General features: G+C 43.7%; 15 protein-coding genes. 10 read left to right on the forward strand and 5 right to left on the reverse strand.

Going from position 1 to position 15,625, the window contains the following annotated elements:
• Nucleotides 1-501: 501 nt before the first annotated feature.
• Both A1359_RS21765 and A1359_RS22205 read left to right on the forward strand, forming a co-directional pair.
• Nucleotides 502-957: a winged helix-turn-helix domain-containing protein gene (locus A1359_RS21765; protein WP_083960464.1), complete on the forward strand. Its 456-nt coding sequence runs from the start codon at nucleotides 502-504 to the stop codon at nucleotides 955-957.
• A 159-nt stretch (nucleotides 958-1,116) separates the two neighbouring features.
• Nucleotides 1,117-1,278, forward strand: coding sequence for a hypothetical protein (locus A1359_RS22205; RefSeq protein WP_157200441.1), 162 nt, complete (start codon nucleotides 1,117-1,119; stop codon nucleotides 1,276-1,278).
• 96 nt (nucleotides 1,279-1,374) lie between these two features.
• On the opposite strand, the gene A1359_RS02770 is transcribed toward A1359_RS22205, so the two are convergent.
• A complete protein-coding gene (locus A1359_RS02770) occupies nucleotides 1,375-1,686 on the reverse strand; it encodes a hypothetical protein (RefSeq protein WP_066977664.1) in 312 nt (103 codons plus the stop codon).
• Nucleotides 1,687-2,095: 409 nt separating this feature from the next.
• Here A1359_RS02770 and A1359_RS02775 point away from each other — a divergent pair, with 409 nt between their 5' ends.
• Nucleotides 2,096-2,500, forward strand: coding sequence for a cupin domain-containing protein (locus tag A1359_RS02775; protein WP_066977667.1), 405 nt, complete (start codon nucleotides 2,096-2,098; stop codon nucleotides 2,498-2,500).
• 274 nt (nucleotides 2,501-2,774) lie between these two features.
• Nucleotides 2,775-4,346 carry an FAD-binding oxidoreductase gene (locus tag A1359_RS02780; protein WP_066977670.1) on the forward strand — a complete coding sequence of 524 codons (1,572 nt, stop codon included), beginning with the start codon at nucleotides 2,775-2,777 and terminating at the stop codon, nucleotides 4,344-4,346.
• A 126-nt stretch (nucleotides 4,347-4,472) separates the two neighbouring features.
• On the opposite strand, the gene A1359_RS02785 is transcribed toward A1359_RS02780, so the two are convergent.
• Complete coding sequence (locus A1359_RS02785; RefSeq protein ID WP_066977940.1) at nucleotides 4,473-5,324, reverse strand: DUF3014 domain-containing protein; 852 nt, start codon at nucleotides 5,322-5,324, stop codon at nucleotides 4,473-4,475.
• 93 nt (nucleotides 5,325-5,417) lie between these two features.
• Here A1359_RS02785 and hemG point away from each other — a divergent pair, with 93 nt between their 5' ends.
• Nucleotides 5,418-5,945, forward strand: a complete 528-nt coding sequence (gene hemG, locus A1359_RS02790) for a menaquinone-dependent protoporphyrinogen IX dehydrogenase (RefSeq protein ID WP_066977673.1) — start codon at nucleotides 5,418-5,420, stop codon at nucleotides 5,943-5,945.
• 79 nt (nucleotides 5,946-6,024) lie between these two features.
• On the opposite strand, the gene A1359_RS02795 is transcribed toward hemG, so the two are convergent.
• On the reverse strand, nucleotides 6,025-6,348 hold the full coding sequence (locus tag A1359_RS02795; protein ID WP_066977676.1) for a hypothetical protein: 324 nt from the start codon (nucleotides 6,346-6,348) through the stop codon (nucleotides 6,025-6,027).
• Between the two features lie 492 nt (nucleotides 6,349-6,840).
• On the opposite strand from A1359_RS02795, the gene A1359_RS02800 reads away from it, so the two are divergent.
• From A1359_RS02800 to A1359_RS02810, 3 genes are read left to right on the forward strand one after another with little or no spacing between them, the layout of a single operon-like run.
• On the forward strand, nucleotides 6,841-8,562 hold the full coding sequence (locus A1359_RS02800) for a lysophospholipid acyltransferase family protein (protein ID WP_066977679.1): 1,722 nt from the start codon (nucleotides 6,841-6,843) through the stop codon (nucleotides 8,560-8,562).
• 8 nt (nucleotides 8,563-8,570) lie between these two features.
• The gene (locus A1359_RS02805; RefSeq protein ID WP_066977682.1) at nucleotides 8,571-9,587 is read left to right on the forward strand and encodes a M14 family zinc carboxypeptidase; all 1,017 of its coding nucleotides are present in this window, start codon (nucleotides 8,571-8,573) and stop codon (nucleotides 9,585-9,587) included.
• A complete protein-coding gene (locus tag A1359_RS02810) occupies nucleotides 9,580-10,368 on the forward strand; it encodes an alpha/beta fold hydrolase (protein ID WP_066977685.1) in 789 nt (262 codons plus the stop codon). The genes A1359_RS02805 and A1359_RS02810 overlap by 8 nt, the downstream gene beginning before the upstream one ends.
• Here A1359_RS02810 and A1359_RS02815 read toward each other — a convergent pair.
• Both A1359_RS02815 and A1359_RS02820 read right to left on the reverse strand, forming a co-directional pair.
• Complete coding sequence (locus tag A1359_RS02815) at nucleotides 10,361-10,678, reverse strand: H-NS histone family protein (protein WP_066977688.1); 318 nt, start codon at nucleotides 10,676-10,678, stop codon at nucleotides 10,361-10,363. The two genes, A1359_RS02810 and A1359_RS02815, sit on opposite strands and share 8 nt — an antisense overlap.
• Before the next feature lie 68 nt (nucleotides 10,679-10,746).
• Nucleotides 10,747-11,454 (reverse strand): DUF2914 domain-containing protein, encoded by a 708-nt coding sequence (locus A1359_RS02820; protein ID WP_066977691.1) that lies wholly within the window; start codon nucleotides 11,452-11,454, stop codon nucleotides 10,747-10,749.
• Between the two features lie 141 nt (nucleotides 11,455-11,595).
• On the opposite strand from A1359_RS02820, the gene A1359_RS02825 reads away from it, so the two are divergent.
• Together A1359_RS02825 and odhB are read left to right on the forward strand one after the other, a co-directional pair.
• On the forward strand, nucleotides 11,596-14,433 hold the full coding sequence (locus tag A1359_RS02825) for a 2-oxoglutarate dehydrogenase E1 component (protein ID WP_066977694.1): 2,838 nt from the start codon (nucleotides 11,596-11,598) through the stop codon (nucleotides 14,431-14,433).
• Complete coding sequence (gene odhB, locus A1359_RS02830) at nucleotides 14,423-15,601, forward strand: 2-oxoglutarate dehydrogenase complex dihydrolipoyllysine-residue succinyltransferase (RefSeq protein WP_066977697.1); 1,179 nt, start codon at nucleotides 14,423-14,425, stop codon at nucleotides 15,599-15,601. Before A1359_RS02825 ends, odhB begins: the two co-directional genes overlap by 11 nt.
• Nucleotides 15,602-15,625: the final 24 nt, after the last annotated feature.

A 15,625-nucleotide genomic window follows, 5' to 3' on the forward strand; every position in this document is an offset into this window, starting at 1 on the left:
ATTAAATAAAGCTTTTTTGCCTTATTATAAATCTCCTCTCCCCAACCCTCTCCAGCAGGAGAGGGTGCTTTTTCTTAACTTAATGGCATTGAGCAACTACAGGGCTCCAAGAATTCCGTTAAAAATATGAACAGCCTTCAGGCAGATCTCGATAATCGCGGGAAGTGGTAATGGACTGTTCAAAGCTACAATCTCATCAATGTAGGCCAATGGAGCGCCAGGAAATGCTGAACTTTAAATTTATCTTACGCATACGATACTGTCTGGTTAAAATAAAACTGGCGTCCGAGATGACTTGATGCCGACTGCTATAGAGATTTTGCCACTACTACTCGCAAGAGGCTAAAGCTCTGTTGGAATAGAGCCCTACTTGAATAAGCAATACATTGATAGCTCAGGTGAATTGAATATCAATTAATCATTTATGTTGTGAAACCTTGTAATACACAGATTTTTAATGGTTTATACTAATTTATCATCCTCTATATTAATGGTCTAATTATGAAACAATCTAAAACCACCTCTGAAAAACCAGTAACAGCCACTGCTGTCGAACAGTCAGTTGCCCCAAAAATCAGCAAAGCAACACCAAAAAAAACCAGCTCGGCTAAACCAGCTCAAAAGCAGGCCGAAGCTAAAGCAGAACAACCCGTTGTTACTGATGCCACGCCTAAAAAACCTACTCCAAAACCTCGCACCCCTGCAAAGGTAGAAGGCGTGACATCCAAATCGGGGGCGGCAGCAGCAAACTTACCCATCGCTGAGCGCGTCGGTTTAACAGCAGGCAGCATTTGGCATTACTTGTCTGAAAATGGTGCTACGCCTGTTTCCAAATTGCTTGCTGCGCTTAGCGAGGAAGAAAAAGTTATCCAACGCAGCATCGGCTGGTTAGCTCAGGAAGACAAAATTCATATCGACACCGCCAACCGGGTTGAGACCATCATGCTAAAAGCATAACTTTCTTTTTACCTGTGATGATTGCACTGCATTTCTTATAGGGATTGCTGAGTTTAGTTACACTGGTTAGGATCGGTTGTGAACCATGAGGCTAGTTTTGCCGATTGCGAGTAAAAACTGCTGAACTATTGACAGCTGGATAAAGCCTTTAAAACGGGGTTGAGTGGACAACAGCATTACCCTGTCTGTCCACCCTCCATAGACGGTTTATTTGCCCATTATCATTCGGCAGCCTTCGATGTGCATGAAAACCAAACTGTATTAGAAAGTCTGGATAACGAACGCGTCAGCGTTATATATCATGAACGGCAACTGGATTAAGGCGCTGAGTAGCCAATTCATGTCGTGCGCATTCATGGTATCAGTTGGTTCGGGCGTAGATCAAATCATTAAAATCACTGCTTCGTCTTAAATAGTTTACTGATTATCCCTATCATCAATCACTGTAAATTCAGCATCTATGCTCTGATCTCTGGCTTGTTGTTTTGCAATTTTCATTAAACGCCAAGCTCTAAATCCTATGACTCCCATTGGAATCAAAAGCACGGCAAACAATATTGAGAACATCAGTGTTCCCAAAATAGCACCCGCAATCATCGCTGGTATTGTCAGCGCACTAGAAATCCGTTGTGAAACAGAATTTTTTTGCCCGTAGTATGCTGACGAATCCAGTCGTTGAATATGTTCCGGCGTACCGATATGGATAGTTCGTTTATAGATTTTGAGCATATGCCAAATTGAGTCGATTGAACAAGCATTAACCCGGTTTTAATTCAGGAATAATGCAGCATAAAAAAAATTGGTGTAAATGCCAGTCTAAGCCACAGAAACACCACCATTCAACTATCTAAATAAATCTGACTTTCTGTGACAGTTGAAGTTCCTTAGGAATGCGCGCGAATTAACTCGATCATTTAATTCCCTCACCCTAGCCCTCTCCCGGAGGGGGAAGGGACAAGGTGTTGAAATTATTTCGCAGGCGTTCCTTAGATCACGATCCAGACGACAGATAAATACAATTCTGGCCGCAAAAAAGCGCCATCGTCTATCAAGAGCCAATAAATTTTACGCCCTGATCTGGACATTTGACTCGGTTACAGCTTATCGTAATTGGATTCGTTAATTTCAGGGGGAAAACATGAGACTAAAAATGCATTTTATTTATCTGGTTGCTGTTCTTGGGCTAATTACGTTTGGAGCACATGCAGAAAACACCCAAGAACCTGCTAATAAATTTTCCCGTCAATCATTATTTAAAAAAAGAACAACCCTGCCATCGAATACGGTGGATACAAATGTCATACATGTGAAATTTCCAAAAGGCTATAAAACGCCGATACATACCCATGAAGGACCTGGCCCGCGTTATGTCATTAAAGGAAAATTGAAAGTTACAGATAATGGAGAAACTAATGTTTTTGGTCCCGGAAAAGTATTTTGGGAAACAGGATCAGAAATGACGGTGGAGAATATTGGCGCCACAGAAGCTGAAATATTGATTATTGAACTGGCCCCTGTAACTCCAGATAAGCAAAAGGAATAAACAAGCCCGCGAGTCATTGGGTTCTTGCCTTTTCCTTTGGATTTAGAACCCTATTGACTGAAGATTATTAATTTTGGCATAGTTAGCGGACAGCTGGTTCATAAGCTTACCTATAGGGCTTTTGTTGCCTATACCCGGCTGAGGCTATCGTAAAATCAGACCTGAATAAGTTTGCTCGGCGATAGCAAGGGCGAATTTTCCGGCAACCCTTGTTACGACAACCTATGACTAAGCCGGTAAATCTCATATTATTGGTTAATTCAGGAAATACGCAATGACAAAAGCGCAGTCATTATTCGAACATATACTGACCCATTACCGAGGTATATTCGCCACTCTATGCCTACTACCAATCTCGGCAGTCTACGGCGCCTACTCTACTATCCGCAACTGGATTTCCTTCCAACTGAAAAGCGCCCCTGCAAAACACGAAACCAGGGTTGAAAAAGTAATTCGCCAAATCGAGGACTGGAAAACACACGGCGCAGGACAAAAACTTTGCACTGCAAGGTCAGGCTGGAAAACCATGAGTGAGCTGGTGCCTAAATACAAGCTGTCGCACCGAAAAATCAATATCGACATGTACGACATTCTTGAGATAGACACTCAACGCAAAATAATTAGGGTTGAGCCACTAGCCACCATGGGTCAGATTTCACGCAGTTTGATATCACAAGGCTGGACACTACCGGTAGTACCGGAGTTGGACAGTTTGACGGTGGGCGGCTTGATTATGGGCTTCGGCATAGAAACCAGTAGTCACAAATATGGCTTATTCCAGCATATTTGTGTAGCCTTCGAAATCGTAACGGCAGAAGGCGTGTTGGTGAAATGTAGCGCTTCGTCTAATCCTGACCTGTTTTATCAGATTCCATGGAGCCATGGCACCCTAGGCTTTCTGGTGGCTGCTGAATTAAAAATTATCCCCGTCAAAAAATATGTGAGACTTTGCTACCAGCCCGTTTACAGTCTGGATTCCATGGTCGAAAATTTCGCGCAAGCATGCGCCAACACCGAAAATAATGATTTTATAGAAGGGCTGGTTTATAGCAGCGAGCAAGCGGTCATCATGACCGGAAAGTTTACTGATACAGTAGACACAGACGGACCTCTAAATGCCATAGGACTATGGTACAAACCGTGGTTTTATAAGCATGTAGAAACTTACTTAAAGCAGCGAAAGGAAGCTATTGAATATTTACCAGTACGGGATTATTTTCATCGACACACCCGGGGTTACTTTTGGGCCATGGAGGAAATTATTCCTTTTGGCAATCACCCTGTTTTTCGCGCTTTATTGGGTTGGGCCTTACCGCCCCGCATCGAATTATTAAAATACACCGAAACCCAAACCACTCAAAGGTTGAGGGAAAAATTCCATGTAATTCAGGATATGCTGATGCCTATCCGCTATTTGAAACAATCGATTCTCTATTTTGAAGAACATTTCAGCCTATATCCCTTGTGGCTTTCGCCCATGGCAATCAAAGATAACAATGGACAACCCGGCTTTGTTCATCCTTTCAAAACGGCAGAAGGTACAGTGGACGAAATGTATGTCGATATCGGAGCCTACGGCACTCCAAGCAAACAAGAGTTTGATAATGCCATTGCACTGCCATTGCTGGAAAAGTTTGTTATTCAACATAAAGGCTACCAAGCCTTATATGCCAGAACTTCCATGAGCAGAGAAGAATTTAGGACCATGTTCGACCATACCGACTACGACCTGTTGCGCCAACGGCTGCCATACTGCCAGCAAGCCTTCGATGAAGTCTACGACAAAGTTTCTTCTAAAGGCAGATGCGCACCTGTGGAAATGAGGAAGCTAGAAAAGACGGCTTGATAATAAACTTTAATAACCCAGCAAATTTTTAGAGCAACTATTCAGCGCCAGTTAAAATTAAGGCTATTCCACCCTTCTCTTCTGGCGAGAACGGTGGAATTTAACGGCATCCAAAGGAGGACAGTCTTACTCTTTCATGTTAACCAACACCTCAACCAACTGCCTAACTTTATTTTGAATAATGCGGGTATTTTCAGGACCCATACGCAACATCTGCTTGCTTACGGGGCTTAATGCTTCCAATTTTTTATCAGCATATTTATAAAATACCGAAGGTCTTACTAACGGAATTGGCTGCTCAATCACCGGTGCCGCCAAGATTTGTGCAGCTGTTTTCAAGAAGATATCGTCTAGTGGACGCTCTGCAGGATAACCAAAGTCGGCAAAAACCTGTAGTAATAATGGTTTAAATTTTAGGTATGTTGCCAATGCAGAATTGACATTCACCGCATCGATTGCCGCTGCCAATGTATCGTAGCGTTGATATCCTTTTTTCGACATAACCAAACCACTAGCCGTATTCTCCACAACAAAAGCTTGCTTTTGCTTAAGAAATCGCATGTGTTTTTCCAGCCATAAACCCTGGGAAAAGTCATTTACGATGAGTACATATTTCTTGATCAGTTGATTTTGTTTCAGCCAAGGCGCAAGTCCTGGCGAAATAGCAATCACTGCTTCACGAAATGCCTCATCGCTGCTGGATAATTCAGGTAAAGCAACCGTCTGTTCCGGCAAAACAGTCTCATCTAACACCACGGCATCGGTTTGATTTATATCGTTGGACAGGTTTTCATCTGCTGCCTGATTGACGTCGCTGCCACTGGGTAAGACGGGTAAACTAAGCGTTTGAATTTCATCAGGTTCCGCGTTTGATTTTTGCCAAAAAAACCACCCACCACCTGCGACTAATACAAGCAAAATAAGGCCTATTACAACCCCGGTATAGCTTTTTTCTTCAGTTAAATCGTACCGTCCCATTGCTCTGTCCCCTTTGATATTCAGTTGCTGTAAGCATATCATGTACTCAATGCAAGGGGCCGCAGCTTATTTATCCAATAGATAGAGACAAAAATGACAAACATCCTAATCATCTATTCCAGTCACGACGGCCAAACTGTAAAGATATGCCAGAGATTACAAGAAATCATTCAATTGGCAGAACAACGCGTTACGCTGATTTCTGTCGAGGAATCTAAGCAAGTTGATTTAGCGCTTTACGACAAAATTATTCTGGGCGCCAGCATCCGTTATGGCAAACATAGCCCTAAGATTGTTGATTTCATTCAGAACAATAAAGCCGCTTTGGATAGCAAACCCAACGCTTTTTTTTCAGTTAATGTGGTGGCGCGCAAACCCGAGAAAAGTCGACCAGAGACCAACCCCTATCTGCAAAAATTCCTAAAACGTATTGCCTGGCAACCTAAGCATCTAGCTGTTTTTGCCGGCAAAATTGATTACCCTAGTTACACTTTCTTCGATCGTTTTATGATTCGTCTGATCATGTGGATAACACATGGGCCGACCGATCCAAATGCCACGATTGAATTTACCGACTGGGAACAAGTTGCCGCATTTGCTGAACAGATCAGTGAAATGTGATCATTTAAAAATATCGAACAATCCCACAGACACAAAAAAGGGGCTTAAAAGCCCCTTTTTCATTTCTAACCATAACAAACTATCTAGCTGCTTCAACCAATTTATTGAACGCTTCTACTCTCTGTTTACCCACATTCACCAAATCGATGCCGTTATCAACGATCATTTGAATCAAACCAGGCATACTGTAGACAATTTTACCCAGATAAGCCACCACAGGCACGGCAAGGATAGCGCCAAATACTGAGCCAATACCCAAGAAACCAAGAAACTTAGTCAATAAAACGACAAGATCCAAAGGCAACAGAATCATGGTGCCAAAATACACCAACACGAAGAAAGTGAACAATACGAACACAACAAACTGTAACAGTCTTACCAAAGCAACATTCAGGTTTTTCATGATTTATTTTTCTCGGATCAATTAAGTAGTCTAAGATGCGGTGAGCCCTACCCTGCCTAAATTCCCAGCCGCAAACTGCCGGCCATTATAAAATAAAAGCCCTGGCGTTACTTGATTTTTTGGTCGCAATACTGGCGGATATCGGCCTTTTGAGATATTCATCAAATTCGCAATTGGCAAAGCCCTGTGAACGCGGGGGTTATCCAGCCTATACATTTTAATCCCCCCTATCGAAATTACATCTTAAATCAAAATCAAGATCACTCGATTTAGGTCGGATAGGATAGCTATGATTAACGACCTATCCTGGTGTAATTTAAGCCAGATCAGTCTGAACGCAGCATTGCTCTTCCCATCTATCATAAGCCCTTAACTTGTAACATTCCTGTCACGTTGTTTGATTAAGCTGTATGCAACTTATCCGATATTTCCCATGCAGCCAATTGATAGCCTCATCGCCTCATCCTAAAAAATCTTACTGGATCAATATTAATGATCGATGCTGAACGCATATTGCAGGAAACCTACCCTAACTTTAAATTAGGCAATCACAATAAACTGGCAATTAAGGCCTTAAAAAGTTTATTACACGAATCTGATTTTAATGCGGTTATCAGTAATAACCAGCATCTACGTGGGTTTGCTTTTCTGGATAAATTGCTGCATTACTTTAATTTTCAATACCAGGTCAGCAACCTTTCTTATAACAATATACCTTCAGAAGGCAGATTATTAATTGTTGCCAACCATCCAATCGGCACCTTGGATGGACTGGCACTGGTAAAACTGATTCGATCTGTGCGGCCGGATGTGCGCATAGTCGCCAATCGAGTACTCTCACACATGGAACCTTTGAAATCCATATTTCTGCCCGTAGACGTACTGTCGGACAAAAAGGCCTTAAAAGATAGCTATAAAGCCATGCTGGATGCCTTAGAAAACGAGGAAGCCGTGATTATGTTTCCGGCTGGCGAAGTTTCGCGCATCACACCCAAAGGTATTCGTGATGGCAAATGGCAAAATGGATTTATTAAACTCGCCAAAAAAACCCACAGCCCTATTCTGCCGATTTATATCAAAGCCAAGAATTCAGCATTTTTTTACAGCATGTCCACACTCTATAAGCCGCTGGGCACCATGCTGCTGGTTAAAGAGATGTTTAATAAAAAAAACCAGGAAATCAAGTTCAAAGTTGGCGCTCCGATTCCATATATCGTCATCAAAGCAAGCGAACAAACCAACAAACAATTAAGCCAACGATTTCGTAAACACGTTTTAAACCTGGGTAAAAAGCATAAAACGCCGCTGTTCGATACGGTAGTTTCTGTGGCGCATCCGGTTGACACCAAGGCTGTCAAAAAAGCTCTATTCCAATCACGCTTGCTCGGCGAAACCCGTGATGGCAAAAAGATTTTTCTTTATCAATTCCAGGATGACTGCCCTGTCATGCAGGAAATTGCTCGACTAAGGGAATTGACGTTTAGGACTGTGGAAGAAGGCACTGGCCTATCGCTGGATCTGGACAAGTTTGACATTTACTATAGCCATATTGTGCTGTGGGACGATCATGCACTGGACATCGTCGGTGCCTATCGGATAGGTGAAGGCCCAAAAATCATTCACAGCCATGGCATCGAAGGCTTTTATACCCACACACTGTTTGATTTACATAGTGACTTTACCGCTTTGCTACCTTATAGCCTGGAATTAGGCCGTAGTTTTGTGCAGCCTCGTTATTGGGGGCAACATAGCTTGGAGTATCTATGGTACGGCATAGGCGCATATTTACGTGAGCAACCGGATATTAAATATCTGTTTGGCCCAGTCAGTATCAGCAATGCCTATCCACCATTAGCCAAAGAACTCATCATCGGTTTTTATAAACAGCAATTCGGCTCTGAATTACCGACAGCCAAAGCCAAGACGCCTTTTGTGATTTCCGAGCAATCTCAGTATTTTGCGACGCAAGAATTTAATAGCGATTATTCAACCAGTTTTAAAATTTTGAATAGCGAATTGCGCAAACTGGGCGTTAAAGTCCCGACGCTTTATAAGCAGTATGTAGAATTATGTGTCGACAAAGGCTGTCATTTTATCGATTTTAATGTTGATCCAGATTTTAATAACTGCATCGATGGCCTGATCATGGTGGAAATTGACAAAATAGCCCCCAAAAAACGCCAGCGTTATATCGAAACCACGCTCACACATTAATTATCAGGATGTCGGATATCGCGTTTGCTGAACTAGAGTTACTGGAATTATTGATTGCAAAGCTGGGCAATCGAGCTAAAACAGAAATTATTAGCCATATACCCTATAAAAACCGGCAATTCCCTATCTACAGCATCGTACTGGGCTCAATGCAGCCTAATGTTCCCGTGCTGGCCTTTTTTGGTGGCGTGCATGGTTTAGAAAAAATAGGCTCGGAAGTGATTTTGTCTTATCTGCAAACCATCATTCATTTACTGGAATGGGACGAGGAGTTTTCTGCCAGATTAGAGAAATCCCGCTTGGTATTTATGCCTATCATCAATCCAGTTGGGGTATTCAGAGGCACCCGAAGTAATGGTAATGGCGTCGACTTGATGCGAAACGCCCCTATCGAAGGCGTAGGCAACACTAAACTATACAGCGGCCATAGACTCAGCCCAAAATTACCCTGGTATCGTGGTGACAGCACAAAAATGGAAGTAGAAGCCCAGGCATTATGTCAGGTGGTTAAACAACATTTATTCAATGCACCCTTGTCGATTGCATTGGATTTGCATTCCGGTTTTGGCATCCATGACCGTTTGTGGTTTCCGTATGCTTCCAGTAATAAACCTTTTCCCGGCATCAGCGAAGCTCACGCTTTAAAACAAAGCTTTGACGCCTGTTATCCTAATCATTTTTATAAAATCGAACCCATGAGTCAGGAATATGTCATCAATGGCGATTTATGGGATTATCTTTACGAGTGTTTTATGCAAACAGCCCCTGAACAGCGCGTCTTTATGCCATTGACACTGGAAATGGGTTCCTGGTTATGGCTACGCAAAAGCCCGTTACATTTATTTCAACGTCATGGCTTATTTCATCCCCTCTTGCCGCATCGCCAGCAAAGAATACTTAGAAGACACTTTACCTTGTTTGATTTTCTCTATCGCAGCTTACTGTATCCAACACAATGGACACAATTAAATAGCCAGCAAAGTGATTTACACAAACAACAAGCCCTGAACCTTTGGTATGCATAACGCGATGGGTCAAAACTGGCTATTACTCAGAGGGCTAGCAAGGGAAGCGGGACATTGGGGTGAGTTTTTGCCCTTATTACAATCGCATTTCCCTTTGGCGCAAATTCACACGTTAGACCTACCCGGCACTGGTCAGCGTCATCAAGAAACCAGTCCCTGCAATATAAATAAAATCACCGAATCCGTGCGCGCGCAGGCATTGTCGCTGAATTTGTTAAAACAGCCGCTTACTATATTAAGCTTATCGCTAGGCGGCATGGTGACCTGGGAGTGGATGTTAAAGTATCCGGAAGATATCTGTGCAGCCGCTTTAATCAATACCAGCCAAGCGAGCTTAAGCCCTTTTTATCATCGCTTACGCTGGCAAAGCTATGCCAATTTTTTTAAATTAATTACGCAGTCAAATAGATTTAAAAGAGAATTAGCAGTTATCCAATATGTCGCGAATAATCGCGCCCAGTATGAAAAAACGGCAAAGGAATGGGCAAGAATCCAAGCTGAAAGGCCGGTCAGTTTTAAAAATAGTTTTAGGCAAATCACCGCAGCGGCTTGCTACCGCCCGGAAGATAGAAAACCAGCGGCGCCGGTATTATTATTGAATAGTCGAGGCGATCGCTTAGTCGCCCCGTCCTGTTCGGAAGCCATCGCTAAAAAATGGCAACTCCAATTACATACTCATCCCTGGGCTGGTCATGACCTAACTTTGGATGACGGTGCATGGGTGGCTGACCGCCTGCGAAGCTGGACAGACTTACTCAGAAATGAATCTAGCGTTATTTAATTTCAAACTCTGATTTATTGCGGCCTGCCGCTAATAAGTCTTGCATCCACCTAGGCGCCAATCCACGGCCAGTCCAGGTTTGTGATGCATCGGCAGGATTGCGGTATCTAGCGGCTACTTTAGCGGTTTTTCGCTCGGTTTTTTTATCGCTATCGCTAATTTCAACCGAAACACCAATTGAAGCGGCCAATTCTTTTATCTTTGCAATCACTTCCTTGCGTTTGCTAGATTGTCTTTCTTTCAGAGCTTTTTCAGCGTTCTCAATATGAGCTTGTAATTCAGATTCAGAGAGATTATTGAAGTCAGTCATGTTTTCCTCGAAAGTTAAAGTTTCCAAACTAATTGTAACGTCAATTTAATTTATAACAAACAACTAATTTATTTTCTAACTGAGTAATTAACTTCACTAAGTGAATCGCCTTTGTTATTGACTAACGTCACCTGCCACTCGCCTACATCATTAGCCGTAAAATTTTTACTAGATATTAGCTTTGCATTATTGCTTTTAACAGTGAACTGTTTCTTATGTACCAATTGCCCATCCTTGTACCAACGATGAAATAAAACATTACTCCTCATGTTTTTAATTTGGCTAAAATAAAACAACTCTAGCGATTTATTATGTTCAATATGCACTGGCAATTTAACGGCATCGCCAGGCTCTTCGCTTTTGGGTGCTGTATTAATAGATGCTCTAATTACCCGTTTATCAAAAATAATCGCCGCCGGTCTTTTGGCCTCAGCCACTTTCTCGCTGGCAGCCTCCAGCTGATTGACAACAGGTGTTTGCTTGGTATCTTTTAAAGGCTGCGGTGCTGCCTGTATCATTTCCGGTTTTATAGCTTCCGCTGGCTGGGGTGTCACTGTTGAAGATGATTTTAGTATCTCGCTAGATTGTGCAGGCTGCTGATTTGTATTTTCACCGGAAAAAAGCCCGTAAATAGCATAAACCAGTACAAGCAATACAATTAGAGCACCGAGTATGCGCCGAGTATGCCAAACAGTCACCATTTTAGGATCGATGAGCGCCTTTCTGTGCCTGTCCTTATCGTAATTTATTTTAATAACCACTTTATTGTCAGCCATGCTGGATCTCTTAATTACTTTCAAAATTGCGACTCGTGACTCTAAGCTTTGAGCGCATGTTTTTACTACATTTTTCCCTTGGTAATATACCATTTTAGCTCTACCATAATGAGCATCACTTGCTGAAAACCTGGATGGTATATGAGCAACCTGCTTAAATTATTTGAAGAATCCTCGGCATTGTATGGCGGCAATGCGAGTTATATAGAATTTCTCTATGAACAATACCTGAATGACCCTAACTCAGTCTCCAGTAACTGGCGACAACGTTTTGATGAAATTCATTGCAATTCCCAGGACGACACGCCGCATAGCATTATTGTTGAACGCTTTGAAAAACTAGCGATTTCCGAGCCCGGCAAACTCGCCAAAATGCAAGGTTTTACCGAACAAAGCGTCAAAAAGCAGTCTGCCGTAGCTCGTCTGATCAATCATTACCGCGTCAAAGGTCATCAGATTGCCAGTAACAACCCACTTGGCAACACCGCAGTCATGCCCTCTGATCTGGAACCTATTTATTACGGTTTGACTCAGGCGGACATGAAAACCGTATTTGATACCGGTGGCTTATGCGGCATAGACCGGCTACCCCTGCATACTATCATCCAAACTCTAAAAGAAATCTATTGCGGCAGTATCGGCAGCGAATTCATGCATATTGTCGATACCGAACCTAAAAACTGGATCAGGAAAAAATTGGAGGGCGCCAAACCTGACTATGCCAGTCATCCGGAAAAACGTATCGGTTTATTAAAACTGTTAACCTCCGCTGAAGGCCTGGAAAAATATTTGCATCGTAAATATGTCGGGCAAAAACGTTTTTCTCTGGAAGGTGGCGAATCCCTAATCCCTATCGTCGATGAACTAATTCAGCGCGCGGGTGAAAACAAAGTTAGAGAAATTGTCATCGGCATGGCCCATCGTGGTCGTTTGAATATGCTGGTTAACGTCCTGGGCAAAAACCCTGCGGCGCTGTTTGGCGAGTTTGAAGGTACGCATACATCCTCCCCCGGCGTTATAACCGGCGACGTCAAATACCACATGGGGTTTTCTTCTAATATTACAACACCGGGCGGCCCCATCCATTTGACTCTGGCTTTCAACCCATCACATTTAGAGATCATCAATCCGGTGGTTGAAGGCTCGGTTAAAGCCCGACAGGATAGACATGGTGTAGGCGGTGACGACGCCATTTTGCCCGTATTGATTCATGGTGATGCGTCGTTTGCCGGCCAGGGCATTGTGATGGAAACTTTAAACATGTCCGAAACACGTGCGTTCCATACTGGCGGCACGTTTCATATCGTCATCAACAACCAGATTGGCTTCACCACCAGTAACCCATTCGACGCTCGTTCAACTTTATATTGCACCGATGTTGCCAATATGATTCAGGCGCCGGTGTTCCACGTAAATGGCGATGACCCTGAAGCCGTAGCCTTCATTACGCAACTGGCATTGGACTATCGCATGATATTCCATAAGGATGTTGTTATTGACTTAATCTGCTACCGCCGCCTCGGCCATAATGAAGCAGATGAACCGGCGGCTACTCAGCCCATGATGTACCAAAAAATTCGCAACCTACTCTCAACGCGTCAACTCTACGCGCAACAACTGATCAATGACGGCGTAATCACTGAAGAAGCAGTGAACGCGATGGAGGAAGAGTATTATCAAAGGTTGAGCGAAGGCCAAGTGGTATCTCGTCCGCTTGTCATCAATGGCAATTATTCCTACTCCGCCCGCTGGGACAAATATCTTAATCAAGACTGGGATCAGGCAGCCAACACAGCAGTTTCTTTGGAGCAAATACAGTTTTGCAACACACGCTTGCAAGATTTCCCTGAAGGCTTTGAGCTGCATTCTCGGGTTGCCAAAGTCATGGATGACCGTAACAAAATGGCTCACGGTGAAATTTTGATGGATTGGGGGTTTGCCGAAAATATGGCCTACGCCACTCTACTGGTTGAAGGCTATCATGTCAGATTAACCGGTCAGGACATAGGACGCGGCACGTTTTCGCATCGGCATGCAATATTACTCAATCAACAAACGGGCGACAGCTTAATTCCTTTGAAACACCTGACTGAAACCCAAGGTCATGCCCAAATTTTTAACTCCTTGCTATCTGAAGCCGGGGTACTGGGTTTTGAATACGGCTATAGCTCTACAGAGCCTGACAAGCTGGTAATCTGGGAAGCCCAATTCGGCGATTTTGCAAACGGTGCTCAAGTAGTAATCGACCAATTCATCAGTTCCGGAGAAACCAAATGGGGCAAGCTTAGCGGCTTAGTCATGCTATTACCGCATGGTTTTGAAGGCCAAGGCCCGGAACATTCGTCCGCTCGCTTGGAACGCTATCTACAATTATGCGCCGATCAAAATATACAGGTTTGTTATCCGACCACACCCGCACAAATATTTCATTTACTACGCCGGCAATTAATACGTCAATATCGCAAACCCTTGATAGTCATGAGCCCGAAAAGCCTGCTCAGACACAAACTCGCCGTATCCAGCCTGGATGAATTAACAACAGGTGGTTTTTTGCCCGTGATCGGGGAAATTGACGATGTCGATCCTTACCACGTTACTCGCTTGGTCATGTGCAGCGGCAAAGTCTATTACGATATCCTGGAAACCCGCCGAGAGGATAATCTTAAACATGTCGTCATTATCCGCATCGAGCAGCTATATCCCTTCCCGAATGAGTATTTTAAAAATGAAATCGATAAATACCCCAATCTTGAGTTGGTAGCCTGGTGCCAGGAAGAACCTAAAAACCAGGGGGCCTGGTATCAAAGTAAACACCATTTTATTGACATTATCGATGATAATATCCCGATTATTTACGCGGGCCGAGTCCCTTCAGCCTCACCGGCCGTAGGTAATTACAAAAGCCACTTAAGCGAACAAAAAAACGTCGTTCACACTGCCCTTTATGGCATCAAAGTAGGAAAAAAACATGAGTTTTGAAATTCTGGTTCCCAGCCTCCCCGAATCCGTGTCCGATGCCACCTTGGTGTTATGGCACAAACAAGCTGGCGACTGGGTGAATGCAGGCGACAATCTGGCGGACCTTGAAACCGATAAAGTGGTACTGGAAGTCCCGGCGCCAGTTAGCGGCGTCTTGACAGAAATTAGCCAAGCAGCTGGCGAAACAGTGACTGGCGGTCAGTTATTAGCCAAGCTGGATGAACAAAAAGTAGCGCCAGCCAAACCTGTTACTACTACAGAAGCACCTTTGAGTCCTTCTGTACGCAAACTGGTGGCGGAAAATGAGATTGACCCCAACACAATCAGCGGCTCAGGCAAACATGGTCGAATTTTAAAAACCGACATCCTGGAGTATTTAAGCGACACCGAAGTAAATCCGGAAATCGTCAGCCAAACTGCTCCTGAAACCAGTCACGCACCACTGTCAGCTACGGCAGTTGCCAGCTTGCGGCCGGAACAACGCGTACCCATGACCCGTCTGCGCGCCAAAGTCGCTGAACGCTTATTACAAGCACAGCAAAACGCGGCTATGTTGACAACTTTTAACGAGGTCAACCTTAAATCTGTCATTGATTTACGCAACCAATATAAAGATCGCTTCGAAGCTAAACACAATGTCAAACTGGGTTTTATGTCGTTTTTCGTCAAGGCTTCTATCGAAGCCCTAAAACGTTTTCCCGCTATTAATGCCTCCATCGATGGCAACGACATCATATATCACGGTTATTACGACATTGGTATTGCGGTTACCACCCCACGCGGATTGATCGTACCGATTTTACGCGACGCCGATCAACTCGACTTTGCCGGTATCGAAAAAGGTATACACGATTTTGGCAGCAAAGCTCGAAATGGCTCAATCAGCGTGGAAGATTTGAGTGGCGGCACCTTTACAATTACAAATGGCGGCATTTTCGGCTCCATGCTCTCCACCCCCATCCTCAATCCGCCACAATGTGCAATTTTGGGCATGCATGCTATTAAAGACAGACCTATCGTGGAAAATGGCGAAATTGTCATTCGGCCCATCATGTATTTGGCCTTATCTTACGATCATCGCTTAGTCGATGGCAAAGAAGCCGTGCAGTTTTTAGGCATTATCAAAGAAAGCCTGGAATCACCGGCTCACCTGCTGTTGAATATTTAATCCACCAAAAGCACACCGGCTAAG

It is taken from the genome of Methylomonas lenta (assembly GCF_001644015.1).
Taxonomy (GTDB): Bacteria; Pseudomonadota; Gammaproteobacteria; order Methylococcales; family Methylomonadaceae; genus Methylomonas; species Methylomonas lenta.